21 protein-coding genes and 1 pseudogene are annotated in these 26,108 nt (G+C 67.0%); 14 read left to right on the top strand and 8 right to left on the bottom strand.

Features of this window, described 5'->3' with window-relative positions:
- Positions 1 to 6: 6 nt before the first annotated feature.
- Together D0C15_RS28615 and D0C15_RS28610 are read right to left on the bottom strand one after the other, a co-directional pair.
- Positions 7 to 1,062 carry a hemolysin family protein gene (locus D0C15_RS28615; protein WP_116051236.1) on the bottom strand — a complete coding sequence of 352 codons (1,056 nt, stop codon included), beginning with the start codon at positions 1,060 to 1,062 and terminating at the stop codon, positions 7 to 9.
- On the bottom strand, positions 1,059 to 2,432 hold the full coding sequence (locus D0C15_RS28610; protein ID WP_116051235.1) for a hemolysin family protein: 1,374 nt from the start codon (positions 2,430 to 2,432) through the stop codon (positions 1,059 to 1,061). Before D0C15_RS28610 ends, D0C15_RS28615 begins: the two co-directional genes overlap by 4 nt.
- A 275-nt stretch (positions 2,433 to 2,707) precedes the next feature.
- Here D0C15_RS28610 and D0C15_RS28605 point away from each other — a divergent pair, with 275 nt between their 5' ends.
- Entirely contained in the window at positions 2,708 to 2,971 is a 264-nt protein-coding gene (locus D0C15_RS28605; RefSeq protein WP_116051234.1) for a GlsB/YeaQ/YmgE family stress response membrane protein, read from the top strand.
- Between the two features lie 197 nt (positions 2,972 to 3,168).
- Here the strand turns inward: D0C15_RS28605 and D0C15_RS28600 are convergent, their stop codons facing one another.
- Entirely contained in the window at positions 3,169 to 4,206 is a 1,038-nt protein-coding gene (locus tag D0C15_RS28600) for a sodium:calcium antiporter (protein ID WP_245976353.1), read from the bottom strand.
- Between the two features lie 354 nt (positions 4,207 to 4,560).
- Between D0C15_RS28600 and D0C15_RS28595 the strand changes: the two genes are divergently transcribed.
- The 3 genes from D0C15_RS28595 to D0C15_RS28585 all read left to right on the top strand — a co-directional run bounded on the left by D0C15_RS28595 (position 4,561) and on the right by D0C15_RS28585 (position 8,032).
- On the top strand, positions 4,561 to 5,967 hold the full coding sequence (locus D0C15_RS28595) for an LCP family protein (RefSeq protein ID WP_245976352.1): 1,407 nt from the start codon (positions 4,561 to 4,563) through the stop codon (positions 5,965 to 5,967).
- Between the two features lie 452 nt (positions 5,968 to 6,419).
- The gene (locus D0C15_RS28590) at positions 6,420 to 7,373 is read left to right on the top strand and encodes a cation diffusion facilitator family transporter (protein WP_116051231.1); all 954 of its coding nucleotides are present in this window, start codon (positions 6,420 to 6,422) and stop codon (positions 7,371 to 7,373) included.
- 338 nt (positions 7,374 to 7,711) lie between these two features.
- Entirely contained in the window at positions 7,712 to 8,032 is a 321-nt protein-coding gene (locus D0C15_RS28585; RefSeq protein WP_245976350.1) for an ArsR/SmtB family transcription factor, read from the top strand.
- Between the two features lie 227 nt (positions 8,033 to 8,259).
- Here the strand turns inward: D0C15_RS28585 and D0C15_RS28580 are convergent, their stop codons facing one another.
- Positions 8,260 to 10,125, bottom strand: a complete 1,866-nt coding sequence (locus tag D0C15_RS28580) for a heavy metal translocating P-type ATPase (protein WP_342768614.1) — start codon at positions 10,123 to 10,125, stop codon at positions 8,260 to 8,262.
- 212 nt (positions 10,126 to 10,337) lie between these two features.
- Here D0C15_RS28580 and D0C15_RS28575 point away from each other — a divergent pair, with 212 nt between their 5' ends.
- On the top strand, positions 10,338 to 10,700 hold the full coding sequence (locus D0C15_RS28575; protein ID WP_116051230.1) for an ArsR/SmtB family transcription factor: 363 nt from the start codon (positions 10,338 to 10,340) through the stop codon (positions 10,698 to 10,700).
- A gap of 332 nt (positions 10,701 to 11,032) precedes the next feature.
- Here D0C15_RS28575 and D0C15_RS35240 read toward each other — a convergent pair whose 3' ends face one another.
- Positions 11,033 to 11,329 (bottom strand): hypothetical protein, encoded by a 297-nt coding sequence (locus D0C15_RS35240; protein WP_116051229.1) that lies wholly within the window; start codon positions 11,327 to 11,329, stop codon positions 11,033 to 11,035.
- 647 nt (positions 11,330 to 11,976) lie between these two features.
- Here D0C15_RS35240 and D0C15_RS28560 point away from each other — a divergent pair.
- The 8 genes from D0C15_RS28560 (at position 11,977) to D0C15_RS28525 (ending at position 19,287) form a co-directional block, all read left to right on the top strand.
- On the top strand, positions 11,977 to 12,717 hold the full coding sequence (locus D0C15_RS28560) for a class I SAM-dependent methyltransferase (RefSeq protein WP_116051228.1): 741 nt from the start codon (positions 11,977 to 11,979) through the stop codon (positions 12,715 to 12,717).
- A 220-nt stretch (positions 12,718 to 12,937) separates the two neighbouring features.
- Positions 12,938 to 13,234 (top strand): hypothetical protein, encoded by a 297-nt coding sequence (locus D0C15_RS28555; protein ID WP_116051227.1) that lies wholly within the window; start codon positions 12,938 to 12,940, stop codon positions 13,232 to 13,234.
- A complete protein-coding gene (locus tag D0C15_RS28550; protein ID WP_116051226.1) occupies positions 13,231 to 14,247 on the top strand; it encodes a CobW family GTP-binding protein in 1,017 nt (338 codons plus the stop codon). Before D0C15_RS28555 ends, D0C15_RS28550 begins: the two co-directional genes overlap by 4 nt.
- Positions 14,244 to 15,281, top strand: coding sequence for a WD40 repeat domain-containing protein (locus D0C15_RS28545; RefSeq protein ID WP_162830287.1), 1,038 nt, complete (start codon positions 14,244 to 14,246; stop codon positions 15,279 to 15,281). Before D0C15_RS28550 ends, D0C15_RS28545 begins: the two co-directional genes overlap by 4 nt.
- A gap of 253 nt (positions 15,282 to 15,534) precedes the next feature.
- Positions 15,535 to 16,560, top strand: coding sequence for an ABC transporter substrate-binding protein (locus D0C15_RS28540; RefSeq protein WP_211323359.1), 1,026 nt, complete (start codon positions 15,535 to 15,537; stop codon positions 16,558 to 16,560).
- Complete coding sequence (locus tag D0C15_RS28535; protein WP_116051223.1) at positions 16,560 to 17,351, top strand: class I SAM-dependent methyltransferase; 792 nt, start codon at positions 16,560 to 16,562, stop codon at positions 17,349 to 17,351. The genes D0C15_RS28540 and D0C15_RS28535 overlap by 1 nt, the downstream gene beginning before the upstream one ends.
- An 80-nt stretch (positions 17,352 to 17,431) precedes the next feature.
- Positions 17,432 to 18,496, top strand: a complete 1,065-nt coding sequence (locus D0C15_RS28530; RefSeq protein WP_211323358.1) for a FecCD family ABC transporter permease — start codon at positions 17,432 to 17,434, stop codon at positions 18,494 to 18,496.
- On the top strand, positions 18,493 to 19,287 hold the full coding sequence (locus D0C15_RS28525; RefSeq protein WP_116051222.1) for an ABC transporter ATP-binding protein: 795 nt from the start codon (positions 18,493 to 18,495) through the stop codon (positions 19,285 to 19,287). The genes D0C15_RS28530 and D0C15_RS28525 overlap by 4 nt, the downstream gene beginning before the upstream one ends.
- Before the next feature lie 754 nt (positions 19,288 to 20,041).
- Here D0C15_RS28525 and D0C15_RS28520 read toward each other — a convergent pair.
- The 3 genes from D0C15_RS28520 to D0C15_RS28510 form a co-directional block, all read right to left on the bottom strand.
- Entirely contained in the window at positions 20,042 to 21,232 is a 1,191-nt protein-coding gene (locus tag D0C15_RS28520; RefSeq protein ID WP_162830286.1) for a S8 family serine peptidase, read from the bottom strand.
- A gap of 107 nt (positions 21,233 to 21,339) precedes the next feature.
- Positions 21,340 to 23,226 carry an ATP-dependent zinc metalloprotease FtsH gene (gene ftsH / locus D0C15_RS28515; protein WP_116051220.1) on the bottom strand — a complete coding sequence of 629 codons (1,887 nt, stop codon included), beginning with the start codon at positions 23,224 to 23,226 and terminating at the stop codon, positions 21,340 to 21,342.
- Between the two features lie 92 nt (positions 23,227 to 23,318).
- Positions 23,319 to 23,522, bottom strand: a complete 204-nt coding sequence (locus D0C15_RS28510; RefSeq protein WP_116051219.1) for a hypothetical protein — start codon at positions 23,520 to 23,522, stop codon at positions 23,319 to 23,321.
- 188 nt (positions 23,523 to 23,710) lie between these two features.
- Between D0C15_RS28510 and D0C15_RS28505 the strand changes: the two are divergent.
- A pseudogene (locus D0C15_RS28505) lies at positions 23,711 to 26,108 on the top strand (hypothetical protein); the annotation flags it as partial.

Below are 26,108 nucleotides of genomic sequence, written 5' to 3'. Positions count from 1 at the left end.
TCCGCCCTAGGTGCTTGGTGGTGTCGGGGATCCGGTGTTGTTGTGCTGCCTAGCGTCGGGGGCCAAGAGTTGGTCGAGCAGGTCTTGCAGCGTGAGGAGTCCGAGCACGGTGGTGTCGTCCTGGATGAGTGCGACGTGGTTGCGGTGTTCTCGCATGGTGGTGAGTGCGGTGTAGGTGGGGGTGTCGGCGGACATGGCAAGGACCGGTCGCTGTAGGTCTGCGGCGGTGGCGTCGGTGGGTTGGGTGAGGGTGTCGCGGACGTGGACCATGCCTACGGGTTGGTTGCCGCCGTTGCGAACCACGAGGCGTAGGTGTCCGCTGTCGCGGACCGCTGTTTGAATGTCACCAACGGTGGCGGTGGCGGAAACACCGGCAATGAGCTGGTTGGACCGCAGGAGGTGGTGCACGGGGCGGGAGTACAGGTCCAGTGCGGTGGCGAGTTGTTCGTGTCGTTGAGGGTCCAGCGCGCCGGTGTGGGCGGAGTGCTCCATGAGGTGACGCAGGTCGTCGGGGGTGCGTCCGGCGCTGACCTCGTCAACAGGGTCGACCCCGACCTTGCGCAGACACCAGTTCGCGATGTTGTTCAGTGCCACCAGCGCGGGCCGGGTCAGCCACATGAATCCGCGCATCGGCAGGGCCAGCAGGGTCGCTGACCGTTCTGGGTGCGCAATCGCCCAGGATTTGGGGGCCATCTCTCCAACCACCAGGTGCAGGAACGTGACCACAATGAGGGAGAGTACAAACGCGACCACATCGGCAGACGTCGGCGGAATACCCCAGCCTTCCATGATGGGGGTGAGCATGTGGTGCACCGCGGGTTTGGCGACCGCGCCGAGTGCGAGCGTGCACAACGTGATACCCAACTGCGAACCCGCCAGCAGCAGCGACAGTTCGCGTGCACTGCGGACGGCGGCACGCGCGGAGGCACTGGTTTCGGCGGCCTCTTCCAGCCGGTAGCGGCGGGCGGCGACGAGAGCGAACTCGATCGCGACGAAGAACGCACTCAGCGCGATGATGCCCGCGGAGATCAGCAGCGCCAGCCCAGGACTCAACCCGCTCATGACCCCACCTCCCCTGTCGCAGGAGGATCGTCGTGGAGTCCAATTCGGACCATCTGAGGTACATGCCGCGCGACCGCGTCGACCTGCAGAGCCAGGTATCGCTGGGGTTCGTCCTCCTCGGCCCCCGCGGGACGGGGAAGCGCGACGGTGGCGGTATCGCCGGGCGAGGGCAGCCGGCCCAGTTCGGTGATGACCAGCCCGGCGAGGGTCTCGTAGTCACCTTCGGGAAGATCGTGTCCGAGGAGGCGTTCGACCTCGTCGATGTGCACGGTGCCGGACAACCGCCACGTGCCGTCGGGCTCGGGCTGGGGTTGATCCGCGCCGACCGGGTCGTGCTCGTCGGTGATTTCCCCAACCAGTTCTTCGGCGATGTCCTCCACGGTAATGACCCCGGCCAGGCCGCCGTACTCGTCGACAACACAGCCCAACTGCTCGTCCGCGTCGCGCAAATAGGCGAGGACGTCGGGAAGCGGTAGCGACGAGGGCACCACCACCGCAGGTCGCGCCACTTGCGATGCCATTGTCGTTCTTCGCGCCTCGGCGTCGAGGGCGAGCACGTCACGGAGGCAAATCACGCCGAGGACGTCATCGATGCTGCTGCCCAGTACCGGGTAGCGGGAATGTCCGGACGCCATCTGTTTCACAACGTCTCCCACCGGCGCATCGCCGCGCACTGTCGCCACCCGAGGGCGCGGAATCATCGCGTGTTCCGCGGTGCGCTCGTGCAGATCGAGCGCTCGATCCAGCAGGGCCGACAACTCGGCGGGCAGGTCACCGCTCTCGCGGGACTCCGCGACGATGTGCTCGAGGTCGCGTGAGGTGGCGGCGTGTTCCACGTCGTGTACCGGTTCGATGCGCAACGCCTTCAGCAGCAGATTCGAGGCGTGGTCGAACAGCCGGATCAGCCATCCGAACGCAACAAGATAGATCTTGGTGGAACCCGCCAAGCGCAGTGCCACCGGTTCCGGCCGGGCGATGGCGAGGTTTTTCGGGAATAGTTCCCCGAACACCATCTGCACCACTGTGGACAGAACCAGCGCGAACACGGTACCCACCGCAACACCAACACCCACCGGCACGTTGATGTCACCGAGAAGCTCGCCGATACCGGCGCCGATCATCGGCTCCGCCACATATCCGACGAGAAGTCCTGTCACCGTGATGCCCAGCTGCGCCCCGGACAGCATGAACGACGTACGGCGGGTGATTCCCAACGCCCGGGTGGCGGCGGTATCGCCTGCGGCAGCGCGAGCGTTCAGCCGAGAACGGTCCACCGCCATGTAGCCAAACTCTTGGGCCACGAAATAGCTCGTGGCGGCGGTGAGCAGGAGCACCACCACGATCCCGAGGAGAATAGTGACCACGATCACCGGACGGTCACCCCGTCATCGCAACGCGCCGCGTCCGTGCGCGCGGATATCAGCGGGTCAGCGTCGGAATCGGATTCGCCGCAACGTCCACACTCGACGCTGCCGGTACTTCGGGATGGGTCCATCGTCCTCTCACATCAACACGAATGCGCTTACTCTACTACGAACACAGGCAGCGAAAGGTTCCGTAGGACGACTCAACGTGCCCAGTCGGCGAGGCTGGCCCGGCGGCGCTATCTTGGCAGCCAGAGGTGTGGCGAGTTGAGGAGGCAGGCTTGATCGGGTTCATCGTCGCAGGGTTGATCATTGGCGCGCTCGCGCGGCTGATCAAACCCGGCAAGCAGCAACTGGGCATCCTCGCCACGTTGCTGCTTGGTCTGGTCGGCTCCGTTATCGGCGGTACCCTGGCGAACCTGCTCGGCACTGGGGACATTTTCGAGCTCAACGTCCTGGGCTTCATCTTCGCGGTCATCGCCGCCCTGCTTCTCATCGGTGTCGCCGAAGGCATCACCCAGAAACGCCATAAAAGCGTCCGGTAACACTGGCAGCTCTCCGCAGGGCGCACACTCTGCGCGGTGTATGCAGAGCCGCCACCAGAATCCTGCTCCACCAGCGGAAAGACACCACAGGCCGCAGCACGTATCACCCGGGACCGCGAGTCGACGCCTCAGCACAAGGACAACGATGCAACGCCATCAGGCAGTTGAGGCATGGACACCGAGGACGTGATGTGTGGTCAGAAGGCGAGGGCGAGCACAGCACTGGCATAGATGGCCGCGAGCAGGATGCCATCGAATCCGAGTCGCCACCAGCCCCGCCGTTGCCGGATGAGCAGCCCGCCGAGTAGCACTGCGGTCATCAGCAGTGCCGCGGTGGTGAGGAACAGCTGGTCCGCACCCGCGGCGTGGAACAAGCTCCCGCCCCGGAAGGCGAGATCTCCGACGACGAGGTTGAGTGCGTCAAGACAGTTTCCGCCGATGACCGCTGCGACCGCGAGCGTGAGGGCCCCGCGCCGGACTGCGGCGATCGCGGCCACAGTTTCCGGCAGCGCATTGACCAATCCCATGAACACACCGCCCACGAAACCCGCGTTCAGCCCGGTAGTGACGACCAGGCTTTCCGCGGCCCGCGCGATCGCCCAGCCGCCGAGGACGACGATCCCTGCGATCGCCGCGAACTCCAGCCCCAAAGACACCCCGCTTCTGTTGCCGAACTCGTCCTGCTCGTTGGGTTGGTCCTCACGGGTGTCCTTCGTGGTGACCGCCCGCCACATCGGTTCTTCCTGGGCCCGGATCAGGCGAAGTCCCCCCAGGTAGAGCGCGACCATCACCACCGACACCGGATGCACACCCAGCACCGTGACCTCGGGGCTGAAGGACCCCAACAGCGCGGTGCTGAGCAACACGATCAGCAGCGTCCCGAACAGCAGGTTCTGCCCCGAGGCCGCGGCATGTTCCAGGTTGACCCGCCGATACGCGAGATCCGCGGCGACAATCGCCAGTGTCTGCACAGCGATCCCGCCGACAGCGTTGCTGTAGGCCAACTCGGGCTGTCCCGCAGCGGCACTGACCCCGGTCATCACGATGCCGGACAGCGAGGTGACCAACCCGAAGAACACCGCACCGAAGAACGCCTCACCCCAGCCCGTCCGGTCCGCGAGGGTATCGCCCAGCCCCACGAGCCGGATACTGAAGACCACGGTGAGCGCGCCGGCCACCCCGAAGACCACCAAAGCCACCGGAACCGACCAGATCCCGGTCACGAAGTCCAGCACGCCACCGTCCCCCCGTCCGTCGCAGCGTCCACAGAAGCGCCGCGGTCTCCCGTGCACGTCATGGTTGGCCAGTGTCTCCCGGCCGCGACGCCCTCGCAGCACAACCGCGGCCGGTATCCGCTGCTCTGCCCGCCCTTGGGGCGGTGGCTGTCCCGAAGCTGGGACGATGAGGAGGAGGCGAGGAGGTGACAGATGCGGCAAGAGCACCATTCAGCGCGGAGGCGGGTGTCAAGGGGATCGGGCCCGGCCCGGCACACGGCTCCCGAGTCACGCGGTGAAGTCACCGTCCGCCTGAGCCCGGCGCCTTCTCGGGCACACCGTCGCCCTCCGTCGTTCCTGCGTGGCCTCGTCGCGGTGGCATCGACAGTGGTGCTGCTGGTGACCGGCTACGCGTGGGTCTCTCTCGATGATCTCAACACGGGACTGTCGACCAGCGATGTCACTGCCGGCGGCAACCCGGACGGGTCGGTCGACATCCTGCTTGTCGGCCGGGACAGCCGCACCGATACACAGGGCAATCCGCTACCGGCGGACACGCTCGCGCGACTGCGTGCGGGTGACAACGAGGCAGACCTGACCGATACCATGATCTTGCTGCACATCCCGCAGGATCGTTCCGAGGCCGTGGCCTACTCACTACCCCGGGACTCCTACGTCTCGATCCCGGACGGACACGGCAAACACAAGATCAACTCGGCGTTCGGCCGCGGTAAGGCCGAGGCCGCCGAGTCCCTGCAAGCAGAGGGCGTGAACGATCCGGCCGAGATGCAGCGGCGATCGTCGGACGCGGGCCGCCGACTGCTGGTGCGTACGGTGGAAGACCTCTCCGGTGTCGGAATTGATCGCTACGCCGAGGTCAACCTGCTCGGCTTCTTCCAGATCACCCAGTCCGTGGGCGGGGTCGAGGTGTGTCTGAACAAGCCCGTCGACGATGAGCGTTCCGGTGCGGACTTTCCCGCCGGTCGCCAAACCATCTCCGGGGCCGACGCATTGTCGTTCGTGCGGCAACGCTACGGGCTCCCGAGAGGAGATCTCGACCGCGTCGTGCGCCAGCAAGCGTTCCTGGCCGGTCTTGCCCGGTCGATGCTGTCCACCGGTGTGCTCACCAACCCCGGCAAACTCGCAGACCTGGTCGACTCCATCCAACAAGCCGTAGTGCTCAGTGACGGCTGGGACGTCCTCACCTTCGCCCAACAACTGCAAGGCATGGCCGCCGGCAACATCCGCTTCGACACCATCCCGGTCGACGATCCCGAGTACGACACCCCTGACGGTCAAGCCGTCCGTGTCGACCCCGACCGCGTCGCCGACACCATCCAACAAGGAACCACCGCCACGCCGGGCTCGTCGTCCCGCCAGCCCGAACCACCACCCCTCGACGCCGTCACCGTTGACGTCCTCAACACCACCAACCGCACAGGGCTGGCCGCCCGCGTCCTCGCCGACCTGGGCGAGGTCGGCATGCCGATCGGCGACGCCAGAAACGCCACCGCCACCGACTCCTCTCGTGTGCAGTACTCACCCGGAGCCGGGGACACCGCCCGCTACATCGCTGAGGAACTCAACGACCTGCCCGCCGACCGCGACCCCACCCTCGCCGACGGCACCATCCACGTCCTCCTCGGCAACGACTACGAGGAAACCGCGCCCCCGAGCACATCGTCCAAGCCCACCTCGAGTCCCACCACCACGCCCGAACGGTCTGCCGCTACCCCACCCGAGGACCGCATCACGGCCGGCGACATCCCCTGCATTAACTAGTGCTCACCCTCGATAGTCGAGGTGAGTCACGAGCTGGTCCACGCAACGGCCTACCGCGACTTCGCTAGTCGAACCCCGAGGGTCGGCCGCTGAGGCTTTGGATGAGGCAGAAGCCGCGGACTGCGCTGACGACCGCGGATGGACGAGTCGCCCAGCGCTACGGCAGTCGCCCATGAGCCGACGGTCGCGGGCGAGACCACGAGGAGCCCAGGGAAACACGGGTACCGACCCCACTGCCGCGAATGGGCAGGACAGTAACTGGATCGGTTCGATGCCGACGGCCCACGCCGATGAAGCGGACAGAAGGCGCCGCAGCCCGATCGCCTCCCGTTCCTCACTCACAAGCGGCCTCGTCCCACGCCAGGCGGGCAGGAGCTGGTGGACGTGCTTCCCGAACAGCCGATCAACAGCACCGCCGCGCGGCTCCACAGCCACGCCGATAGGGTCTCGGTGTGGCTGCCGAGGGAAGCACCAAGGCCGTGGTAACCGCGATGTTCGCCAACCTGGGCATCGCCGTTACCAAGTTCGTCGCGTTCCTGTTGACCGCGTCGTCGTCGATGCTCGCCGAGTCGGTGCACTCCGTCGCCGACACCAGCAACCAGGCGCTCCTGTTACTCGGGGGCAAACGCGCGAAGCGCAAAGCGACACCGGAACACCCGTTCGGCTACGGCCGGGAGCGCTACGTGTACGCGTTCATCGTGTCGATCGTGCTGTTCAGCCTCGGTGGCCTGTTCGCGCTGTATGAGGCGTGGCACAAATGGAGTGACCCGCACCCGATCGACTCCTGGCACTGGGTACCGATCGTGGTTCTGCTCGTCGCGATGGTCCTCGAAGGGTTCGCGTTGCGCACCGCCGTCATCGAATCCAACCGCGTCCGCGGCACCCGTTCCTGGATGCAATTCGTGCGCAGGAGCAAAGCACCCGAGTTACCGGTCATCCTGCTGGAGGACCTCGGCGCGCTCCTCGGCCTGATGTTCGCGCTGTTCGGCGTCTCGATGACGCTACTGACCGGCGAGGGGCGCTGGGACGCCGCCGGCACCGCCATGATCGGCGTGCTGCTCGTCGTCATCGCCATCATCCTCGCTATCGAGATGAAGTCGCTGCTGATCGGCGAAGGCGCCGGGCGCGAACACCAACGCGCCATCGAGCGCGCACTCCCGGGCGAGGGTGTCGAATTGGTCATCCACATGCGGACCCTGCACCTCGGCCCGGAACAACTCCTGGTCGCCGCGAAAATCGCGGTCACCGAATCTGCCACCGGCGAAGACATCGCTGCTGCTATCAACGCGGCCGAACGACGTATCCGCGACGCCGTCCCGATCGCCACCCTCATCTATCTCGAACCCGACCTGTACCGCCCGAGCCAGGACTCCCGCAGCCGCACCGAGACCGACCCCATCGGATAACGCGGCCTAAATCGACAGGTTTGTTCCACCGTGCTGCTCCGAGCGCGGCAACGGCGCGATTGCCGACACTCACCTGCACGCCGACTTCCTCTCCGGCGCCCGGCACCTCGCCCCGACCGAAGGCATCCAACACTCGCCCCCGCCAACTCGTAGGCCAGCAATGCGAGCGCCACCGTTGTCAGGCCAATGCCGAACAAGGCCACCACCTACGCAGCGAACAGGTGGCTATAGTCCCTGTGAGCGAACAACGACACGATCACTCGCCTGCACCCGGCTAGGCTCTAGAGCGAGAATTCCCTGCGGACCGTGTTAGGTGCACATGACGTGCCGCGTGACCAGTGGCACACGCTGCCGCTGCCGAGCGGATCGAGGTGGCCACAACAGCCCTGCGCATGCTGGCCGAGCCGACACGGCTACGGATTCTCTGGCTACTCAATGGCCGCGAGTACGACGTCGCCGCCCTCACCGCCGAACTGACCGTCGCACGCCCCGTCGTGTCACAGCACCTGGCCAAGCTCAAGCTCGCGGGCCTGATCTCGGTCCGCCGCGACGGCCGCCGGTCGCTGTACAGCGCCCGAGGTGGCCACGTGCGCCGCCTGCTCACCGAGGTCCTCAACGCCGCCGACCACCACCTCCTGGGCTTGCCCGACCACGACTGACCTCGGCCGTCGGCAGCATCAAGCGTCAGGTGACCGGAACCTCACCGATGCCCGCTACGATGCTTTGCCCGCCACTGATACGTGGCGCGGCTTGTTTTGTGGAGTTGGCAGTATGTGTAGGCGCTGACTGCCTCCGTACTGACAGCGGCACAGAACGTGACCGGTCGCCGCGTTGTTCACCGGAGTCGGCAGCGTGTTCAGCCTGGAGAGCTGTCGCTTCCGTGACCTCAGCGGCCTGCGCTGACTGCGGCTCGTTTCCACGCCGCGGGACGCAGCATCCGGAGCCCGTTGAGACCGACGATGACGGTGGAGCCTTCGTGCCCGGCCACACCCAATGGCAGTGGCAACGTGCCGAGCACGTCCCACAGGGCCAGCACCGCGATGAAGGTACCCGCGATGGCCAGGTTGGCGACCACGACCCGATGGGCGCGGCGAGACAGCGCGATCACGGCGGGAATCGTGGTCAGGTCGTCGCGCACGACGATGGCGTCGGCGGTCTGCAGGGTGAGATCGGACCCGGCGCCGCCCATGGCGATGCCAGTGTGCGCGGCGGCGAGGGCAGGTGCGTCGTTGATGCCATCACCGACCACAGCCACCCGCTGCCCCTGCGCCTGCAGTTCGCGGACCACCGTGACCTTGTCATCCGGCAGCAGCTCCGCCCGCACGTCCATGATGCCGACCTGGCCGGCCAGTGTGGCCGCGGTCGCGTGATTGTCGCCGGTGACCAACACGGGACCAGCGCCGGTCAGCTCGGCGACGGCGGCAACAGCCGATTCAGCTTCCCCACGCACCTGATCGGTGATACCCAGCACGCCCACCGGCCGGCGCTCCCACAGCACGACCACAGCGGTATGGCCCCGCGCCTGGATGCCGTCGACCACCTCCCACCTCTCGGCGTCTTCCGCCGAACCCGGATCGAGCAACGTGGCCGGTGAACCGACCTGGATCGCGGAGCCGTCGATGCGCGCGGACACGCCCCTGCCGGGCTTCGCGAGAAAGTCGTCCACGGGCGGCAGTTCAAGGCCTTGGGCGCGAGCGGCGCGCACGATCGCCGCGCCCAGCGGGTGCTCGCTGGGATGTTCAACCGCCGCGACGTAGCGCAACAGCTGCCCGCTGTTAAGCGCGCTACCGGGTAGCACCCGGACGTCCGCGAGTTCGGGCGTGCCGCGAGTCAGCGTGCCGGTCTTGTCGAACGCGACTCGGGTGGTGGCGCCGAGCTGTTCCATCACCACGGCGGACTTGACCAGGACCCCGTGCCGGCCGGCGTTGGCGATCGCGGCCAGCAGTGGCGGCATGGTCGCCAGCACGACCGCGCACGGCGAGGCGACGATCATGAATGTCATCGCCCGCAGTAAGGACTCCTGCAGCGGCTCGCCCCACCACAACGGGATGACGAACAGGGCGAGGGTGGCAACAACCATACCGATCGAGTAACGCTGTTCCACCTTCTCGATGAACAGCTGGGTCCGCGCCTTGGTCTGGCTGGCCTGCTCGACCAGCGCGGCGATGCGAGCCACCACCGAGTCCTCTGCACGCCGATCGACTTGCACCCGCAACATCCCGGTGCCGTTGAACGTGCCCGCGAACACCTCGTCCCCGACTGCCTTGTCCACGGGCAGCGGTTCCCCCGTGACGGTCGCCTGGTCCACCTCGCTGGCCCCGGCCACGACCGTGCCATCGGCGGGAACCTGCTCCCCCGGCCGCACCAGCACCTCGTCCCCGACAACCAGGTCAGCGGCCGGCACGGTCTCCTCCTCACCCCCTTCGGTCACGCGAACCGCGGTGTCGGGTGCCAGATCCAGCAAACCGCGCACCGAGTCCTCCGTGCGCGCGGTCGCCAGCGCCTCCAGCGCGCCGGAGGTGGCGAAGATGACGATCAACAACCCGCCGTCCATCACCTGCCCGATCGACGCCGCCCCGATCGCTGCCGCGACCATCAACAGGTCCACGTCCAGGGTTTTCTCCCGCAGCGCCCGCAACCCCGCCCAAGCTGGCTCCCAACCACCGATCACGTAGCAGGCCAGATACAACGGCCACGACAGCCAGGTCGGGCCATCCAGAAGCTGGACAACCAGCCCGGCCAGGAACAACACCAGCGCCGCCGTGGCTCACCACACCGCAGGCAAGGCCCACAGCCGAGTCCGACGTGTCGGCGGCACAGCCGCACGAGCGGACCCCGGGCAAGCCGGTGTTGCGGTGGTCAACGAGGCCACGAGTCACCTCCGAGAACGACGGACGACCACCGGACAATAACAGAATATATGAAGATGTCTTCACGTGTTTGGGGTGAGATAGACTGCACCTTGTGGGACACGGTGTGGAAGGTCAGGTCCGGCCGGCCGCGCGCCTGGACGCCGAGGCCGCGGCGAGCGTCGCCACCACATTGCAGGCCCTGGCCACCCCCAGCCGGCTACTGATCCTCACCGAACTACGGCACGGGCCCCGCCCGGTCAGCGAACTCGCCGACGCTGTCGGCATGGAACAATCGGCGGTGTCCCACCAGTTGCGGCTGCTCCGCAACCTGGGCCTCGTCACCGGTATCCGATCGGGGCGCAGCGTCGTCTACAGCCTCTACGACAACCACGTCGCCCAGCTCCTTGACGAAGCCGTGTACCACAGCGAACACCTTCGCCTCGGCCTGGCCGACGAGTCCGAACGCGTCGGCTAGCTCGGTACTTCCCTTCCACCGGAACGGCAGCAGGCAGCCGATGGAGCTTCGAGGACTCCCGGCGGACCTGGGAGCGGTCATGCGCCCAGCGAGAACATGTCAACGCAGCCGCACTCGTGGACTCGGGGCACCAGCCCTCCCGGAAGCACCCAGGAGAATGAGAACGTGCCAGCGCTGCACAGCGGTGAACAACGTCCCTGGCCACAGCGCCAACAGTGCGGACATCATCCCTGGGCGGCCGACGCCACCAGATCTGACAACACCGCCAGCCAGAAACAGTCCCGGCACACTGCGGATCCGGGTCATTCCCGCCGAAGGGGCGCTACACCAGGTCAGTGCTCGTCGTAGTGGTCGCCGTGGGCGGTGTGTCGGTGTCCGTCGTGGATGTAATCGACGTGATCGTCGTGTGGAACAGCGACGTGACCGCATCCTTCTCCGTGGGTGTGGTCGTGGCCGTCGTGCTGGGTGTGTTCACCCGGCTCGCACTCGTCGAAGTGGCCGTCGTGGGCGCGGTGCAGGTGTCCGTCGTGGATGTAATCGACGTGATCACCGTGCGGAACAGCGACGTGACCGCATCCTTCACCGTGAGTGTGGTCGTGACCGGTGTGCTCCTGATGGGTCGTAGTCATCGAAGACTCCTTCGACACATGCTGATGGGCCGTTTGGCGCAGTCCTTTGCTAAGAGGATACCCAACATTGTCGGTTACGCATGAATCTGACGCTTCAGCCGCATCGAGACATCGACAACGGTTCGTCAAACATATTGAAAATGGTTATCATCTTCTAAAAGGATCCTGCCTCCACGTCTGCGGGATCCAACGCCGGGCGCCCTAGCGCCCCTCGCAATCGAGGGAGCAGTATGGATCGACGATCACAGCCGAGCACCGGGAACGCTGCACAAACAGGGTTCACCGCCGTCGTCTGCGACGACTGCGAAAACACGGGCCTGGCCGTTCTGGAGACACTGCGGGAGACGGTCCGCCACTGCCCGCACGGAGTACTGGTCCGGGCTCGGTGTCCGGTCGGACACTCGTGCCGCACCAGGAACACGGCCGCTCCGGCCGGACATCTCGTCTTGGTCCAGCCCTGCGCCCGCAGTCGCAAGCCACTGGGCTCCGCAATCCCAGTAGGACCGGTACGAACATCGGAAGATCTCGCCGCGCTGGCTCGCTGGCTGGAAAACGCCACGTTCGCCACGGATGAGCTCCCGCCACGGCTACGCCGGATTCTCCACGCCCACCAGGCCAGCTGGAACTGACTAGCCCAAGAAGGATCTGTGAACGACGAATACGCCGAGTCGGCCGAGTACATTGACATCCTGATCAGCCCGTTCTGGAACGATCTCGGCCCCGCACTGGCCGCGGCGATCAAGGACGTTGATCCTTCCGATGGCCCGATCATCGATATCGGCGCCGGAAGCGGCTGCGGCACCACGGTCATCGCCCGATACCTACCAAAGGCAGAGATCGTCGCCGTGGAACCGTCGCCGGGCCTCCGATCCGCGCTGCTGGCCAAGGTCAGCGCCGACGCGGCCCTGCGCCGGCGAGTGACCGTCCTACCCGAGCGGTTCCTGGAAGCCGACCTTCCCGACCGGCTGAGCCTGGCTGTGGCCATGAACGTCATCGGCCACTTCTCCCCGCCGGAACGCCATCGAATCTGGGGCCTGCTCGCCGAACGGCTAGCACCCAACGGCCGGGTGGTGCTCAACCTCCAACCGCCGTCCGAACCTATCGCCGTACCCGACACCGTCTCCTCGACCGTGGACGTCGGGCGCCGCCGCTACGAAGGAAGCGCCCGGGCCGAGCCCACAGGCGACAGGACGCTGACCTGGTACATGACCTACCGCACCTATCAGGGGCACGACCTCGTCGACGAACGCAGAGCCAGCTACACCTGGCACCTGCTCACCGAGCGGCAACTCCGCGACGAACTCGCCCAAGCGAACCTGCAGCTACGCCATCTGGAACCGGCAGATCTGGGTATGTGCGTGATCACGCGCGCCAAGACCCAACGATAAAAAAGCAGCAGGTCATGACACGTGCCCGGCCTTGGTTGCTCACAACTGGCCAGCGGGCGGCGCAGGGCCGGGAGGCTGTCCCGCAGGCTCGTCTTCAGAACCCTCTCGACAGGCTCGCCGTAACCGCCGCCGTCGGACCCTTCACCCAGGCATCATATGAACATGATTATCATTATCATCTATACTGTCCGAGATCACCCCGATGTCCCAGTGAGGCGCGATGAACGAAGCACTGAGCCGACTGCTCGGCCGATCGAACCCGCCGGACCCCGGTCGCGCCGACCGCGCCCGCGAGATCGCGCATCTGGTGCATATCAGCCTGGACGTGGACGCGCAGGAGTCCGTGATCGTGCAGCAGCTCGCCTGTGCCGAGCCCGGGTGCCCGCCGATCGAGACCAAGATCGTGGTGGTCGGCGCGCAGCCACAGCGGTGGACGATCCACGCCCCGATGTCTGACGTGGACGATGACACCGTCCGGCACACACTGACCGCCCGACCCGAAGGGGACAACGCATGAGCGACGACACCTCCGATTCCCGCGTACCGGTCACCGTGCTCACCGGGTTCCTCGGATCCGGCAAGACCACGTTGCTCAATCGGATTCTCACCGAGAAGCACGGCATGCGGATCGCCGTGATCGAAAACGAGTTCGGTGAGGTCGGCATCGACGACGGGCTGGTGCTGGAAGCCGAAGAAGAAGTCTTCGAAATGAACAACGGCTGCATCTGCTGCACCGTGCGCGGCGACCTCATCCGCATCCTCGGCGCCCTGCTCAAGCGCAAGGACCCCTTCGACGCGATCGTCATCGAGACCACGGGCCTGGCCGACCCCGCCCCGGTCGCGCAGACCTTCTTCGTCGATGACACGCTGCGCTCGCAGTTGCGGCTGGACGCGATCGTCACCGTCGTCGATGCCAAACACATCACCCAGCACCTGGACGACGACAAACCTGAGGGCACCGAGAACGAGGCCGTCGAACAGCTCGCGTTCGCGGACCGCGTGATCCTCAACAAGACCGACCTGGTCGACGAGACCGAGATCGACGCCGTGCGCAGGCGGATCCACGGCATCAACGCAGGGGTGCGGATCCTGCCCGCACAGCACGCCAACGCCGACCTCACCGAGGTGCTCGGGGTGCATGCGTTCGACCTGGACAAAATTCTCGCGGACGAGCCGGAATTCCTCTACGACACCGAGCACCAGCACGACCTGACCGTCACCAGCGTGGGCATCGAGGCCGAAGGCGTGGTCAATGTCGAGAAGCTCAACGAGTGGCTCGGTGCGCTCCTCGGTGAGCGCGGGACCGATCTGTTTCGCAGCAAGGGAATTCTCAACCTCGCCGGAACCGACCAGCGCTACGTGTTCCAGGGCGTACACATGCTCCACGACGGAGAACTCGGCATCCCATGGCGTGAGGGCGAGTCGCGACGCAACCGGATGGTGTTCATCGGCCGCAACCTCGACCGCGACCAGCTGGAACGCGAATTCCGCGGATGCCTGGAACCGGCCGCAGAACAGGTGCCAGCGTGACCGCGGCCATGGACCGAGCCACACTACGGCCGCGCTGGCAGGCCACCCTCGATGAACCCGCCGTCGCTCTCGACGTCCTGAACGGCGGACGGCAAGGACCGGACGGCCTCATCGCTGGCGGCTCCGAAGGCGACGTACGAGTCTTCGACCCCGACGGGGATCAACGCCTGGAGCTCACACTCGACGACGCTCTGCTGTCTGTCGCCGGCAGTCCCGACGGCACGCGGATCATCGCCCTGGGCATGGGAAGCCGGCGGCTGTGGAGCGCCGCCGACGGCGAGGCACTCCGTACCGACAGCGCGGGGTGGTCGGCCTCAGCCGCGTGGGACGCGCGGTCGCAGTCCCTGGCCGTCGCCGACGGCAAACGAGTTCGAGTCCTCGACCGCTCCGGTGTGGTCCGTTGGAGTTCGCAGCCGCTGTCCAGCACGGTGACAAACGTTTCGTGGCCGCGCGGTCAGCTCCGGGTGGCAGCCTCGGCATACCAGGGCGTGACGATCTTCGAACCCGAGACCGACCGGATCACCAACACCCTGCGCGCCCCCGGTGCGATCTCCGGCCTCGCCACCGCACCAAACGGCCGCTGGGTGGTGGGCGGCAGCCAGGACGCCACCCTGCACGGCTGGAAGGTCGACGACGGTTCGGACTTCCAGATGTCCGGCTTTCCCGCCACCGTCTCCCACCTCGCGTTCGAGGACAGCGGCCGCTGGATGGCCTGTGAATCAGCCGAAGTCCTCACCTGCTGGGACTTCTCCGGCTCCGGCCCCACCGGCCGCGCCGGTGTAGTGCTCACCGGCCATCAGGCCACGGTGTCGGCGTTCTCCTGGGTACCCGGCAACTGCCGCACACTGATCAGCGGCGACGTGGACGGGAACGTGCTGGTATGGAAGATCGCCGTGACGACCCGGCCCGGCGACGAACTCCACCCTGCCGGTGGAGTTCGCGACGACGACCCCGTGACCGCCATCACCACGGGCCACGACACCGTCTACATAGCGCGGCGATCCGGACGCGTCGACGCCCTGACCGTCACCTGACCGGCGGCTCCGGCAGCCCACGCACTCTCGTCAGTGCGGCGGGGGCTGCTCTACCTCGCCGCCAGACCCCACTTCACGCCGACACGGTCGAAGTCGCCCGTGATGGCACACACCCGACCATCCGCCGCCCCGCATCGAAAGCTCCAACGCCGTTGAGCCGCCAGCGCGTCAACGGTTATCCATAGCCACCTCACGGCCGTGGCACGGGGGATTACGGCCGGGAGTGAAGACACTGTAGTCTGCCGTTATGCTAATGAGAATCATTTTCATCAGTGTGGGAGTGGCGTCCACTCTCGCTCTGGCCGGGTGTGGTGCCGCATCCGTCCCCGAGACCGACGCTGCGGCAGCAGCAGGTGAGGGCGCGACCCCGTATCCCCTCAGCGTCGAGAACTGCGACGCCGAAGTGACTATCGAGCAGGCTCCCGAGCGTGCGGTTTCGCTGAATCAGTCGGCCACAGAGATCATGATCCAGCTCGGCCTTGCCGAGCGGATGGCAGGAACCTCGTACGAAACCGACCCGATTCCGAGCGACATCGCCGACGTCTACGAAAGCATCCCTCTGCTCACGGACGGCCTGCTCAAGCACGAGACGCTGCTCGAGGCGCAGCCCGACTTCGTGTACTCATCGTTCGCCTCATTCCTCACCGCCGAGAACGCCGGTGAGCGTGCCGAACTGCACGAGCTCGGTGTCCCGACCTATCTGAGTGAGTTCGACTGCACCTACCACGAGGCCGTCGAGGGCGGCGCGACCTTCGAGATGCTGTTCGATGAGATCGAGACGATCGCCGAGATCTTCGATGTGCCCGACGCCGGCGAAGAGCTCGTCGCCGAGCAACAGGCTGTGATTGACGAGGGACTCGAGATCGCCGAACAGATCGAGAGCACGCAGAGCCTGGTCTGGTTCTACTCGACTGCGGCATCCTCTTCCACTCCGTCAGTCGCTGGGCCTGGCGGGCTCCCGCAGACCGTGACCGAGATGCTCGGCGCCGAGAACGTCTTCAGCGATGCCTCCACCAAATGGCCGGAGGTCAGCTGGGACGAGGTCGCCGCACGCAATCCCGACGTGATCGTGCTCGCCGACCTGACCCGCGGATACCCCGGCGACACGGCCGAGGAGAAGATCGAGTTCCTCAAGAGCGATCCGTTGACCTCCACCATGGATGCCGTCGTCAACGACCGCTTCATCGTCGTGCCTGGGCAGTACATGGACCCGTCGATCCACAGCGTGCACGCCCTCCCGACCGTCGCGCAGGGCCTCATTGACCTGGAGGTGAAGTAATGGCGAGCACGAACGCTCTCGAGCGGCTCATTCGCAACTGGGACGATCAGCAGGCGGCTTACATCACCCACCGCGAGCAGAGGTTCGAGATCATGCTTGAGGTCATCGCGCGGAGGTGTGCCTCGTCGGACGAGTTCGAGGCCGATGGAGCCGGCATGACCGTTCTCGACCTGGCGTGCGGCCCTGGCAGTCTCTCGCAGCGCGTCCTCGACCGCTTCTCGGGTGCTCGGGTGATCGGAGTCGACTACGATCCGGTGCTGCTCGCGATCGCGGGCTCTTGGCTCGGCAAACGCCACGGTTCACGCTTTACGGCTGTCGATGTCGATCTCGCAACGCCCGGTTGGAGGGCGCAGTTGCCCGACGGGCCGGTGCACGTGGCCGTCTCGTCGACCGCGCTTCACTGGCTGGAGCCAGCACAGCTCGTCGCTGTGTACGACACTCTGGGCTCCCTGCTCCCCGCCGATGGTGTTTTCATGAACGCCGACCACTTGCGTTACGACCCGCGCTCGCAGCCGTTTCTTACGGAGGCGGCGGCCGCTGACGACGAGCGCACCCAGCATGACGCGCACTCGCACGGTGTACAGACCTGGGACGAGTGGTGGGCGGATGCCGTCGCGAGTGACGCGTTCGGACAGCACCACGCCGAGCGCCGCCACCGCTTCGCCGACCGCCCGCCCACACCGCACGCGCCGCTTGAGCTGCACCTGCAAGCGCTGAACACCGCCGGCTTCGCCGAAACCGGCGTCATCTGGCGGTACTACGACGATGTCGTGGTGTTCGCACGACGATGACGAAACTCGCTGACTCCCCGCAGCCCAGCCTGCGCGACACAGGCTCACCTCACGGCGCCGATTCCGCGCCAGTGCCAGCAATGCCAGGCGATGATGCGGTCTCTCCCACGCGCACACCAGGCAGGCTGCGCTCGTCTCTCATTGTCGGCACCTTCATCGTCGCGCTGTGCGGGTCGATCGTCGTCGCGGCCTTCGTCGGCACAGCGAGCATCGGTGTGCTCGACGTGCTCGGGATCATCCTGCACAATGTCGGACTCGGTGCCCTCGCACCCGTTCCGCCGGCCCCACCGCTCATTGACGCCCTCATCTGGGAGTCGCGTCTGCCACGTGTGCTCCTCGCCGCCGTGGTCGGGCTCGGGCTCTCGATTTCAGGTGCGGTGCTGCAATCAATCACCCGTAACCCCCTCGCCGAGCCATACTTGCTCGGGGTCTCCTCCGGGGCGTCCACAGGGGCGGTCTCGATCATGATCCTCGGGCTCGGATCGGGCGCAGTCACCCTCTCGATGGGCGCCTTCGCCGGCGCGCTGGTCGCCTTCGCGATCGTGTTGTTTCTCATCGGCGGCGGACGCGTCTCGAACCCCGCTCGCGTGGTGCTCACCGGTGTGCTCGTGTCGCAGTTCTTCTCGGCAATCACCTCGCTTGTGCTGATGCTCGATGGCGATGCGGATGCCACCCGAGGCTTCACCTACTGGCTGCTCGGCTCGCTCGGGGGTGCACGCTGGGAACCGCTGCTCGTGGCATCCGCTGTCATCGTGCTCGGAGCCGTCGGCTGCCTGTTCTTCGCATCGGCATTGGACGCGTTCACCTTCGGCTGGGACACCGCCTCCTCGCTCGGAATCAACGTGACCCGGGCACGGGTGACGCTCATGATCCTCACCGCGCTCATCACGGCCGCAGCTGTCGCGGCATCCGGAGCGATCGGGTTCATCGGGCTGCTCGTGCCGCACATCGTGCGGCTGCTGGCCGGGCCCACGCATCGCTTGTTGCTTCCACTCACAGGACTCGGGGGCGCGATCTTCCTGGTGTGGGTCGACACCTTCGCTCGCTCAGCGTTTTCCCCGCACGACGTTCCAGTGGGAGTGATCACGGCGCTGCTCGGTGCACCGATGTTCGCGATCGTCCTGCGCAAGGCGGCTCGGCAATGACGACACTGGCAGCGAACGACATCACGTGGTCGGCCGACAGATCACGAATCCTCAATGGAGTCTCGATCGAGGCGCGCTCAGGCGAAGTGCTCGCCGTGCTCGGCCCAAACGGGGCCGGCAAGACCTCACTGCTGCGCATTCTGGCAGGTCTTCGACGCCCAGATGCCGGAACGGTATTCCTGGGCGGGGAATCGGTTCGCTCACTGCCCCGGCGCACAGTCGCTCGGCGGATGGCGATCGTCGAACAGTCTCCCGAGGTGCACACCGACATCACCGTCGACGAGACGGTAGCGCTCGGCAGAACGCCGTACCGCAGCACCTTCGCCGGACTAGACGGCGAGGATCGTGCGGCGATCGAACACGCGCTCGCCCTCACCGGGATGTGCGCGTATCGATCGCGGTCGTGGCGAACACTTTCCGGCGGTGAACAGCAGCGCGCCCAGCTTGCCCGCGCGCTTGCGCAGCAGCCGGAAGTGATCGTGCTGGATGAGCCGACCAACCACCTCGACATCCGCTACCAGCTCGAAGTCCTCACCCTGCTGCACTCGCTCGACATGACGGTGGTGACCGCCCTTCACGACCTCAACCTGGCCGCGCGCTACTGTGACCGGGTCGCGGTCCTGCACGCCGGCCAGATCGCAGCTTCCGGATCGCCCGCCGCTGTGCTGACACCCGAACTCATCCGCTCCGTCTATGCGGTCGAAGCCGTCGTCGACACCTCTCCACACACGGGTGCACCAGTCGCGACCTATCTGGACGGTAGACCCGGAGGCCCCACCCCCGCTCCCTGATGAATGTCGAAAAACCGACCGCTGGGAGTGCTGGAAACCTTCCCGTCATCTGATCTGCTGAGGTCTCGACAACGATCGGCAGCACGCTCAAGGCCTGCACCCGATCCGTCTCGGCCATCCGCGCATCCGCACATCCGGACGCACAATCTCCGTCGCCTACCGGCGGATCAAGAACGACCGAGGGCCGGAAGCCAAAGGCGAAGCCCTGAACGCGCCGCCAATGTAAGCGGCACAACCCAGCAGCAAGTGGACAACGCACTCCGGCCCCTTGAGGCAGCGACTACGTGCCGATAAGGCACCTGTCACGCAGTGTCCACTCTCCACTTTCGACGACAACGAGCCAGGCTTCGCGCAGGGTTACGATCAGCTCAGCAGCAGTTCGTCGCTAACCGTCTACTCGATCACCTCCACGTGCGGGACGTTCACGCCGATCACGATAGTCAGATGCGCTCGGCGTGCTCGCCATAGAAGCCGTCGTAGGACTTCAAGTTCGCCCAGCGTCGCCGCGTCCGGCCTGCAACGTTGACCGACTCGTGCAGGGGAGTTGGCTGCAGGTACAGGAATCACAACGCTCGTGCGGCCTTCGACATGCATGAGCCCTCGTTGCACCGCACGGTGCCCTGGCCGCTCTCACCCGGCTCACGGGTGACACTTCAGTTCTCACTCCGAGGAGGCTGGCCCCGCACTCCCTTCACCTCAACGCTGTCGGGGCCGAGGAGACCACCGTCGCCTCGGCCCCGACAGCGTTGCGCGGTCAGTAGTTGCCGCTCCAGGCGAGGTAGCCGTAGTAGCGGCCATCGATGGAGGGGCTCCCAGTGAAGCCGGAGGCGCCGTGGGTGTCGGTGTGGTGTTGCTGGGCGTCGTTGCGCACTCGGTCGATCACCTGCTTGGGGCTGCCGGCGCAGGCGCCGGAGGTCAGGCACAGTGCAACCGTGCCGGCGACGTGCGGGGTGGCCATGCTGGTGCCAGACAGGGTGCGGTAACCGCCGAGCATCGAGGTGGACTCGACGCACACGCCGGGCCCGGCGATGGCGTGGGCGGTTTCGCGTGGCTGTGCCGCGTAGTTGGAGAAGCTGGCGTGGTGGTCGTCCTTCTCGCTGGTGCGGCAGGATGGTGCGCCGCCCGTGCCGCCGGGAGTGCCGTCGCTGTCGGACATCGCGGTGACTGTGAGCACCTCTGGGTAGGCGGCCGGGGTGGTGTCGGCGAAGTTCGCGCCGTCGTTGCCCGCGGCCACAACATAGGTGATGCCCGCCTCGGTGGAGTTGCAGATCGCGGTGTGCATGGCGTCGCGGTTGTCCTGGCCGCAGTTGTCGTCGCTGGTTCCGCTACCGCCGAGGCTCATGTTCGCTACCGTGATGTCGTTGCTCGGGTTGTTGTCGGTGCGGGTGCCGGTGGCCCAGTCGATGCCGCAGATCACCTGGGAGGTCAGCCCGATTCCGGTGGCCGAGAGTACTTTGGTGGCGACGACACGGGTGCCGGGCGTGACGCCCACGACACCGCTACCGTTGTTGCGGGCGGCGATCGTGCCCGCGACATGGGTGCCGTGCCCGTTATCGTCGAGCGCAGGCAAGCCTGGCGTGAGGCAGTTGACGCCGTCGACCGCGGTCAGGTCGGGGTGGGTGAGGTCGATGCCGGTGTCGATCACCGCCACGTTGACCGTTGCCGCAGTGTGCGCGGTCGTGGTGGTGGCGGCGCCGATCCGCCGCACCCCGGTGGGCACGCGTTCCCCGGTTTTGACGGGTTCGGTGCCGACAGCATGGACTTCGGTGTCGGGTTGCAGGAACGCCACCCGGGGGTCGGCGCGGAGGTCCTCGATTGCGGCCTCCGGTAACGTCGCCGCATAACCTTTCAGCGCTGCGCGGTACACCAGCCCCACCTGCGCGCCGAGTGTGCGGGCGTGCTCGGCCGCGACATCGCCCGGATTGTCGGCTGAGTTTGTCAACACGACGATCCACTGTGACGAGCCCGCGTCGACGGCAGATGCCGCGTGTATCGGTGCGGCGGGAACCAATGCCATAACACACGCCGCGGCGGCAACCAAGGAACGTTTCATCATGACCTTTCTCCGTTGAGAATTGCGCCTGCCGGCGTCACGCGGTCGAGCAGCGTGTCCAGGGCGGCGCCTTCGAGGGTTTCGGTGCGCAGCACTTCGGCGACGAGGTCGTCGAGGAGCTCGCGGTGGGCCAGCAGCGTGTCGGTGGCGGTGTGGAAGGCGTCGTCGAGGAGGCGGCGGACTTCGTCGTCGAAGGTTTCGTGGACTCGCTCGGACAGCCGTTCCAGTGCGGCTGAGCCACCGAGGTACACCTCAGAGGTGGGCGCGAGCAGCCGCATCCGGCCGAGACGTTGGCTCATGCCGTAGCGGCCGGCGATGTCGCGGGCGAGGTCGGTGGCGTGTTCCAGGTCGGATTCGCTTCCGGTGGACGGCGTGCCGAAGACGAGTTCCTCGGCGGCCCGGCCGCTCATGGCGAGGGTGAGGTGGGCGTGCAGCCGGTCCTGGGTGAGCAGGACGGCGTCACGGTCGCCGCCCATCGTGATTGAGCCGAGACCGCGACCACGTGCCACGATCGAAATGCGGTGCACGTCGGAGGACAGCCGACAGCCCGCTGCGACGATCGCGTGCCCGGATTCGTGGACCGCGATACGGCGGCGTTCGTCCTCGCTGAGCACCCGGCCCCTGCGCTGTGGCCCGGACAGCACCCGCTGCACCGCCTCGGTGAACTCGCCGCGCCCGAGGTGGATGTGGCCTTCGCGGATCGCGAGCAGCGCCGCTTCATTGACGACGTTGGCCAGGTCGGCGCCGGTGAAGCCGGGGGTTTGGCGGGCCAGCTCGCCGAGATCGACATTGTCGGCCACGGGGCGGCCCGTGGTGTGCAGTCGCAGGATTCGCTGGCGCCCGGCGACGTCGGGCCGGTCGATGACGACGTGTCGGTCGAACCGGCCGGGGCGCAGCAGCGCCGGGTCAAGAATGTCGGGCCGGTTGGTGGCGCCCATGACCACCACCCCGCTGGCCGCGTCGAAGCCGTCCATCTCCACCAGCAGCTGGTTGAGCGTCTGTTCCCGCTCGTCCGACCCGCCCCCGTCGGCGGCTCCGCGGCGACGTCCCGCGGCGTCGATCTCGTCGATGAACACGATGGCGGGCGCGACCGCTCGGGCGCGGGCGAACAGATCCCGGATCCGCGCCGCCCCCACACCGACCAGGGACTCAACGAAGTCCGCGCCACTGACGGAGAAGAACGGCACGCCGGCCTCGCCCGCCGTGGCCCTGGCGACCAGGGTCTTGCCGCAGCCCGGCGGCCCGAACAACAACACCCCCTTGGGCGGCACCGCTCCCAGGCTCGCGTAGCGGGTGGGGTCGGTCAGATAGGAGACGATCTCGTCGAGCTCGGTGACCGCCTCGTCGGCGCCGGCGACGTCGCCGAAAGTCACCGCGGGCGGTTCGGCGCGCGGTCCGCCGCGTCGGCCGAGCGTGCCGAACCGGCGTACCTCCGATAGCCCTCCGGAGTTTTGGCGGCCGGTGGTGAACAGCAGCGCGAACAGGTTCGCCAGCAGCACCAGCGGCAACACCACGGTGGCCAGCATGCGGATCGTGGCCTTGCCGGATTGCGGATCGACATCGACGCGCGCGCCTGCGTCGGTGAGTTGCTGGATCAGCGCGGCGGTCGCGGTGTCACTTTTGGGGTAGGCGACGTGGAACGTTCCGTCGGGTCCTTCGCCGACGATCTGCGCGTCCTCGTCGAGGATCGTTACCCGTTCCACCTGTTGGGCCTGCACCAGTGTGGACAGTTCGGACAGGCTCAGTTCCCGGCCCGGCGAGGACGGGGTCAGGTAGCGCAGGGCCACCACCAGCAGGCCAAGCACCACGATCAGACACAGCAGCAGCCAGCGGGCCGGTCGTGCCCGGCGCTCGGGGTTGCGACGCAACAGGTCGCGGATACTCATGGATCTCCGTTCGAGGGGACAGTCAAGTGGGGCGTGACCGCCCGCCGGTATGTCCGTGCGGGCGGTCACGCGGGTGCGGTAGGGCTAGTTGGTCACAGACCGCGCCGGCAGAGCTCCTGCTCACCTGTGTGCACCACATCCGCAGCCGGTCCCGCCGCGTCGTGGTTGTCGTGGAGCACGGAGCTGGGCGAGCCGGGGTTGTAGCACTCGGCCGCTGCGCCCGGAGCCAGTGCCACCGACAGCGCGCCTGCCGTCAGCAGGCCGACCAGCACCGCGGACATCCTCTTCACGTGCATCGATCTTCTCCTTCGGGGTCACGGTGAGCCGAACCATCTCAACTCACCCGAAAATGACAACGGTTATCATTTACACCATCGGTGAGTATTTGTACACTTTCGGCGTGCATTTGCCTCAAGGCCTGAGCCGGTCAGTAACGAAAATCCTTGCCGTCTGCACGATCGGATGGTTATTGTTCGGTCTGGCGGTGGTTCCCGCAGGTCTGGCCGCGCCGGTCTGTGGCACGCCCCATGGCGAGTGGACCGAGCTGGATGTGCCTGCCTATCCCGCGCCGGCGTTGCCGTCGCTCTACGGCGAGTTCCGCGACACCCTCGCCTACGCCGTCGATCCGGCCGCCCCGGAGCGGATGTTCGCCACGAACTCCAAGAGCGTGCTGCGCAGTACCGACGGTGGCTGCTCGTGGCAGCCCGTCTACCAGTTGCCCGCCGTGCCGGGCAGCGGCGAGGCCATGCTCACCGAGCTGGACGAGATCGTCACGGTGCAGATCCCGCGCTCGCGCAGCGCTGGGGATCGGGTTTACCTCGGCGTACAGGTGCGTGGCCCCGCTCGGCAGAACCTCGGCACCGCGGTACTGCGCAGCGACGACGGCGGCACCACCTGGGCGCTGCTGCGAACCGGCCTGCCGGTGCAGCGCGAACTGCGGCAGCTCGCCGTCGCGCCCAGCGACCCCGACCGGCTCTACGCCGTGTTCGTCACCGCGGCCAAGCAACCCCCCAGCGAGGTCTACGTCAGCGAGGACGGTGGCCGCAGTTGGCAGGCCCGCGACGGCTTCACGCCACTGCCCGCCGCCCTGGAGGTCCGCAGCAGCCTGGCTGTCGACCCCCATGACCCCGACCTGCTCTGGGGCTGGGGCGATCGCCGCAACCAGCTGTTCCAATCCGGTGACGGTGGCCGCAGCTGGCAGCGGCTGGAGTTCGTCAACGAACCCGTCACCGCGCTCGGGGTGTTCTCCGCGCCCGGCGAACATTCCCGCGCCGTCGCGCTCGAGTCGCTGAGCACTCAGCTGATCTCCACCGACGACGCCGGCGCGACCTGGCGGCGCCGCCCCGCACCTTCCGCGCAGTACGGCGACTCGGTCGCGTTCGGGCGCAGCCCCGATGGATTCGCCATCCTGTACGGCCCGCTCCCCGGCGGAGTCACCACCCCGTCCCAAGTCTTCCGCTTCGACTCGACCCAAGACCGATTCACCGAGATCACCCCCAGGCCCTCGGGGGCCGAACCCCCTGTGCTGAATGACCTGCGCGTCGACGCCACCGCGACGCCCCAGCTCCACGCCCGCGCCGCCGACGCGATCTGGCGCTACGACGGGCCGCTGGACCCGGCTCCGCCCGCTGCCGGCCACCCGGATGACATACCGGAGCCGCCGTTCGGGCTCCGGCATGTCCCACCCGCCGATCCCGAGCCGGCGCGGCTGACCCCGGCCCGCACCAGCGTTCGGCTCGACCCGGGCGAGTCAGCCACCCTCAACTACACCCTGGATCTCCCTGCCAGGCCGACCCCACTCGACCTCGGCATCCTCATCGACAGCTCCGGCAGCATGGGCCCCTCGATCCGCTCCCTGCGCGAACAGCTGCAAACCCTCATCGAGGCGCTCGCCGCCCGCGGGGTCCAGCTGCGCGTCGGGCTGGCCGACTACAAGGAGTACGAAAACGTACCGCCTTACAGCGGCACCGAAGGCGGCCGCGGCGCGTACTTCCTGCGCCGAGACCTCGGCCCGATCAACGAGGAACTCGGAAACGCGCTCGGTGCGCTCAAGGCCGAGGGCGGCGGCAGCGGAGAAGCCACACCGGCGCTCGCCGCCCTCTACCAACTGGCAACTGGAGAAGGCCAGCAGGTCGATCCGCAACGGCCGTCCCGCAACGACATCGCGCCTGGACAGCAGCTCCACTACGACCCCGATCGGCTCCGCGTGGTCCTGCACCTCGCCGACGCTCCCTATCGAGAGGGAGCACCGCGCAACCCCAGCTACCCGGCCCCCACCGCGGACCGCACCATCACGGCCCTCTCTGAACGCGACATCCTTCATGTCGGCGTCGACGTCGACCACGGGCCAACCTCGCGCGGGCAAACCGGCCGCGCGCACCTGCAGCACCTCGCGCGAGAAACCGGCGCCCTCGCCGCCGGAAACGTCGACTGCGACGGCGACGGCCGGGCCGACCTGGCTCCCGGCGACCCCCTCGTCTGCACCGTGACCGACTCCAGTGCCAGTGTCGGCAATATCGTCGAAGCCGACGGCGTCGCCAACTTGGCCGAGGCCCTGATCGGCGTCCTCGGCGCTGTCCGCGACGAGGGCACCGCGGGACTTGCCGTCACCGCGGGAGAGGCCGTCGTCTCCGATATCTCGCCTGGACCGGTCGCGATCGACCGCACCGAGCCACACAACCTGGCCTACCAAGTTCTCATCACCTGCCCTGCGAACTCGAACGGGGAAACACATTCGGTCACGCTGGCCGCCCACGTGGAGGCCGCACCCGTGGCTACCGCGGAAGCCACCGTGGAATGCGGATCAACCATGATCGCGCCGGTCGTGCCACCCCGCGCAACCCCGCCCGCCGGCGTACCCGGCCCCCACCGCGGACCGCACC

This window comes from Amycolatopsis palatopharyngis (assembly GCF_003385185.1).
GTDB classification, from domain to species: domain Bacteria; phylum Actinomycetota; class Actinomycetes; order Mycobacteriales; family Pseudonocardiaceae; genus Amycolatopsis; species Amycolatopsis palatopharyngis.
This window is presented reverse-complemented; position numbering and strand designations above follow the sequence as displayed.

Coding starts and splice junctions, on each gene's coding strand:
- D0C15_RS28540 (WP_211323359.1), top strand. CDS start 15,535: ATGAGAATCATTTTCATCAGTGTGGGAGTGGCGTCCACTCTCGCTCTG.
- D0C15_RS28535 (WP_116051223.1), top strand. CDS start 16,560: ATGGCGAGCACGAACGCTCTCGAGCGGCTCATTCGCAACTGGGACGAT.
- D0C15_RS35240 (WP_116051229.1), bottom strand. CDS start 11,329: ATGACTACGACCCATCAGGAGCACACCGGTCACGACCACACTCACGGT.
- ftsH (WP_116051220.1), bottom strand. CDS start 23,226: ATGAGTATCCGCGACCTGTTGCGTCGCAACCCCGAGCGCCGGGCACGA.
- D0C15_RS28615 (WP_116051236.1), bottom strand. CDS start 1,062: ATGAGCGGGTTGAGTCCTGGGCTGGCGCTGCTGATCTCCGCGGGCATC.
- D0C15_RS28530 (WP_211323358.1), top strand. CDS start 17,432: ATGCCAGGCGATGATGCGGTCTCTCCCACGCGCACACCAGGCAGGCTG.
- D0C15_RS28525 (WP_116051222.1), top strand. CDS start 18,493: ATGACGACACTGGCAGCGAACGACATCACGTGGTCGGCCGACAGATCA.
- D0C15_RS28550 (WP_116051226.1), top strand. CDS start 13,231: ATGAGCGACGACACCTCCGATTCCCGCGTACCGGTCACCGTGCTCACC.
- D0C15_RS28555 (WP_116051227.1), top strand. CDS start 12,938: ATGAACGAAGCACTGAGCCGACTGCTCGGCCGATCGAACCCGCCGGAC.
- D0C15_RS28510 (WP_116051219.1), bottom strand. CDS start 23,522: ATGCACGTGAAGAGGATGTCCGCGGTGCTGGTCGGCCTGCTGACGGCA.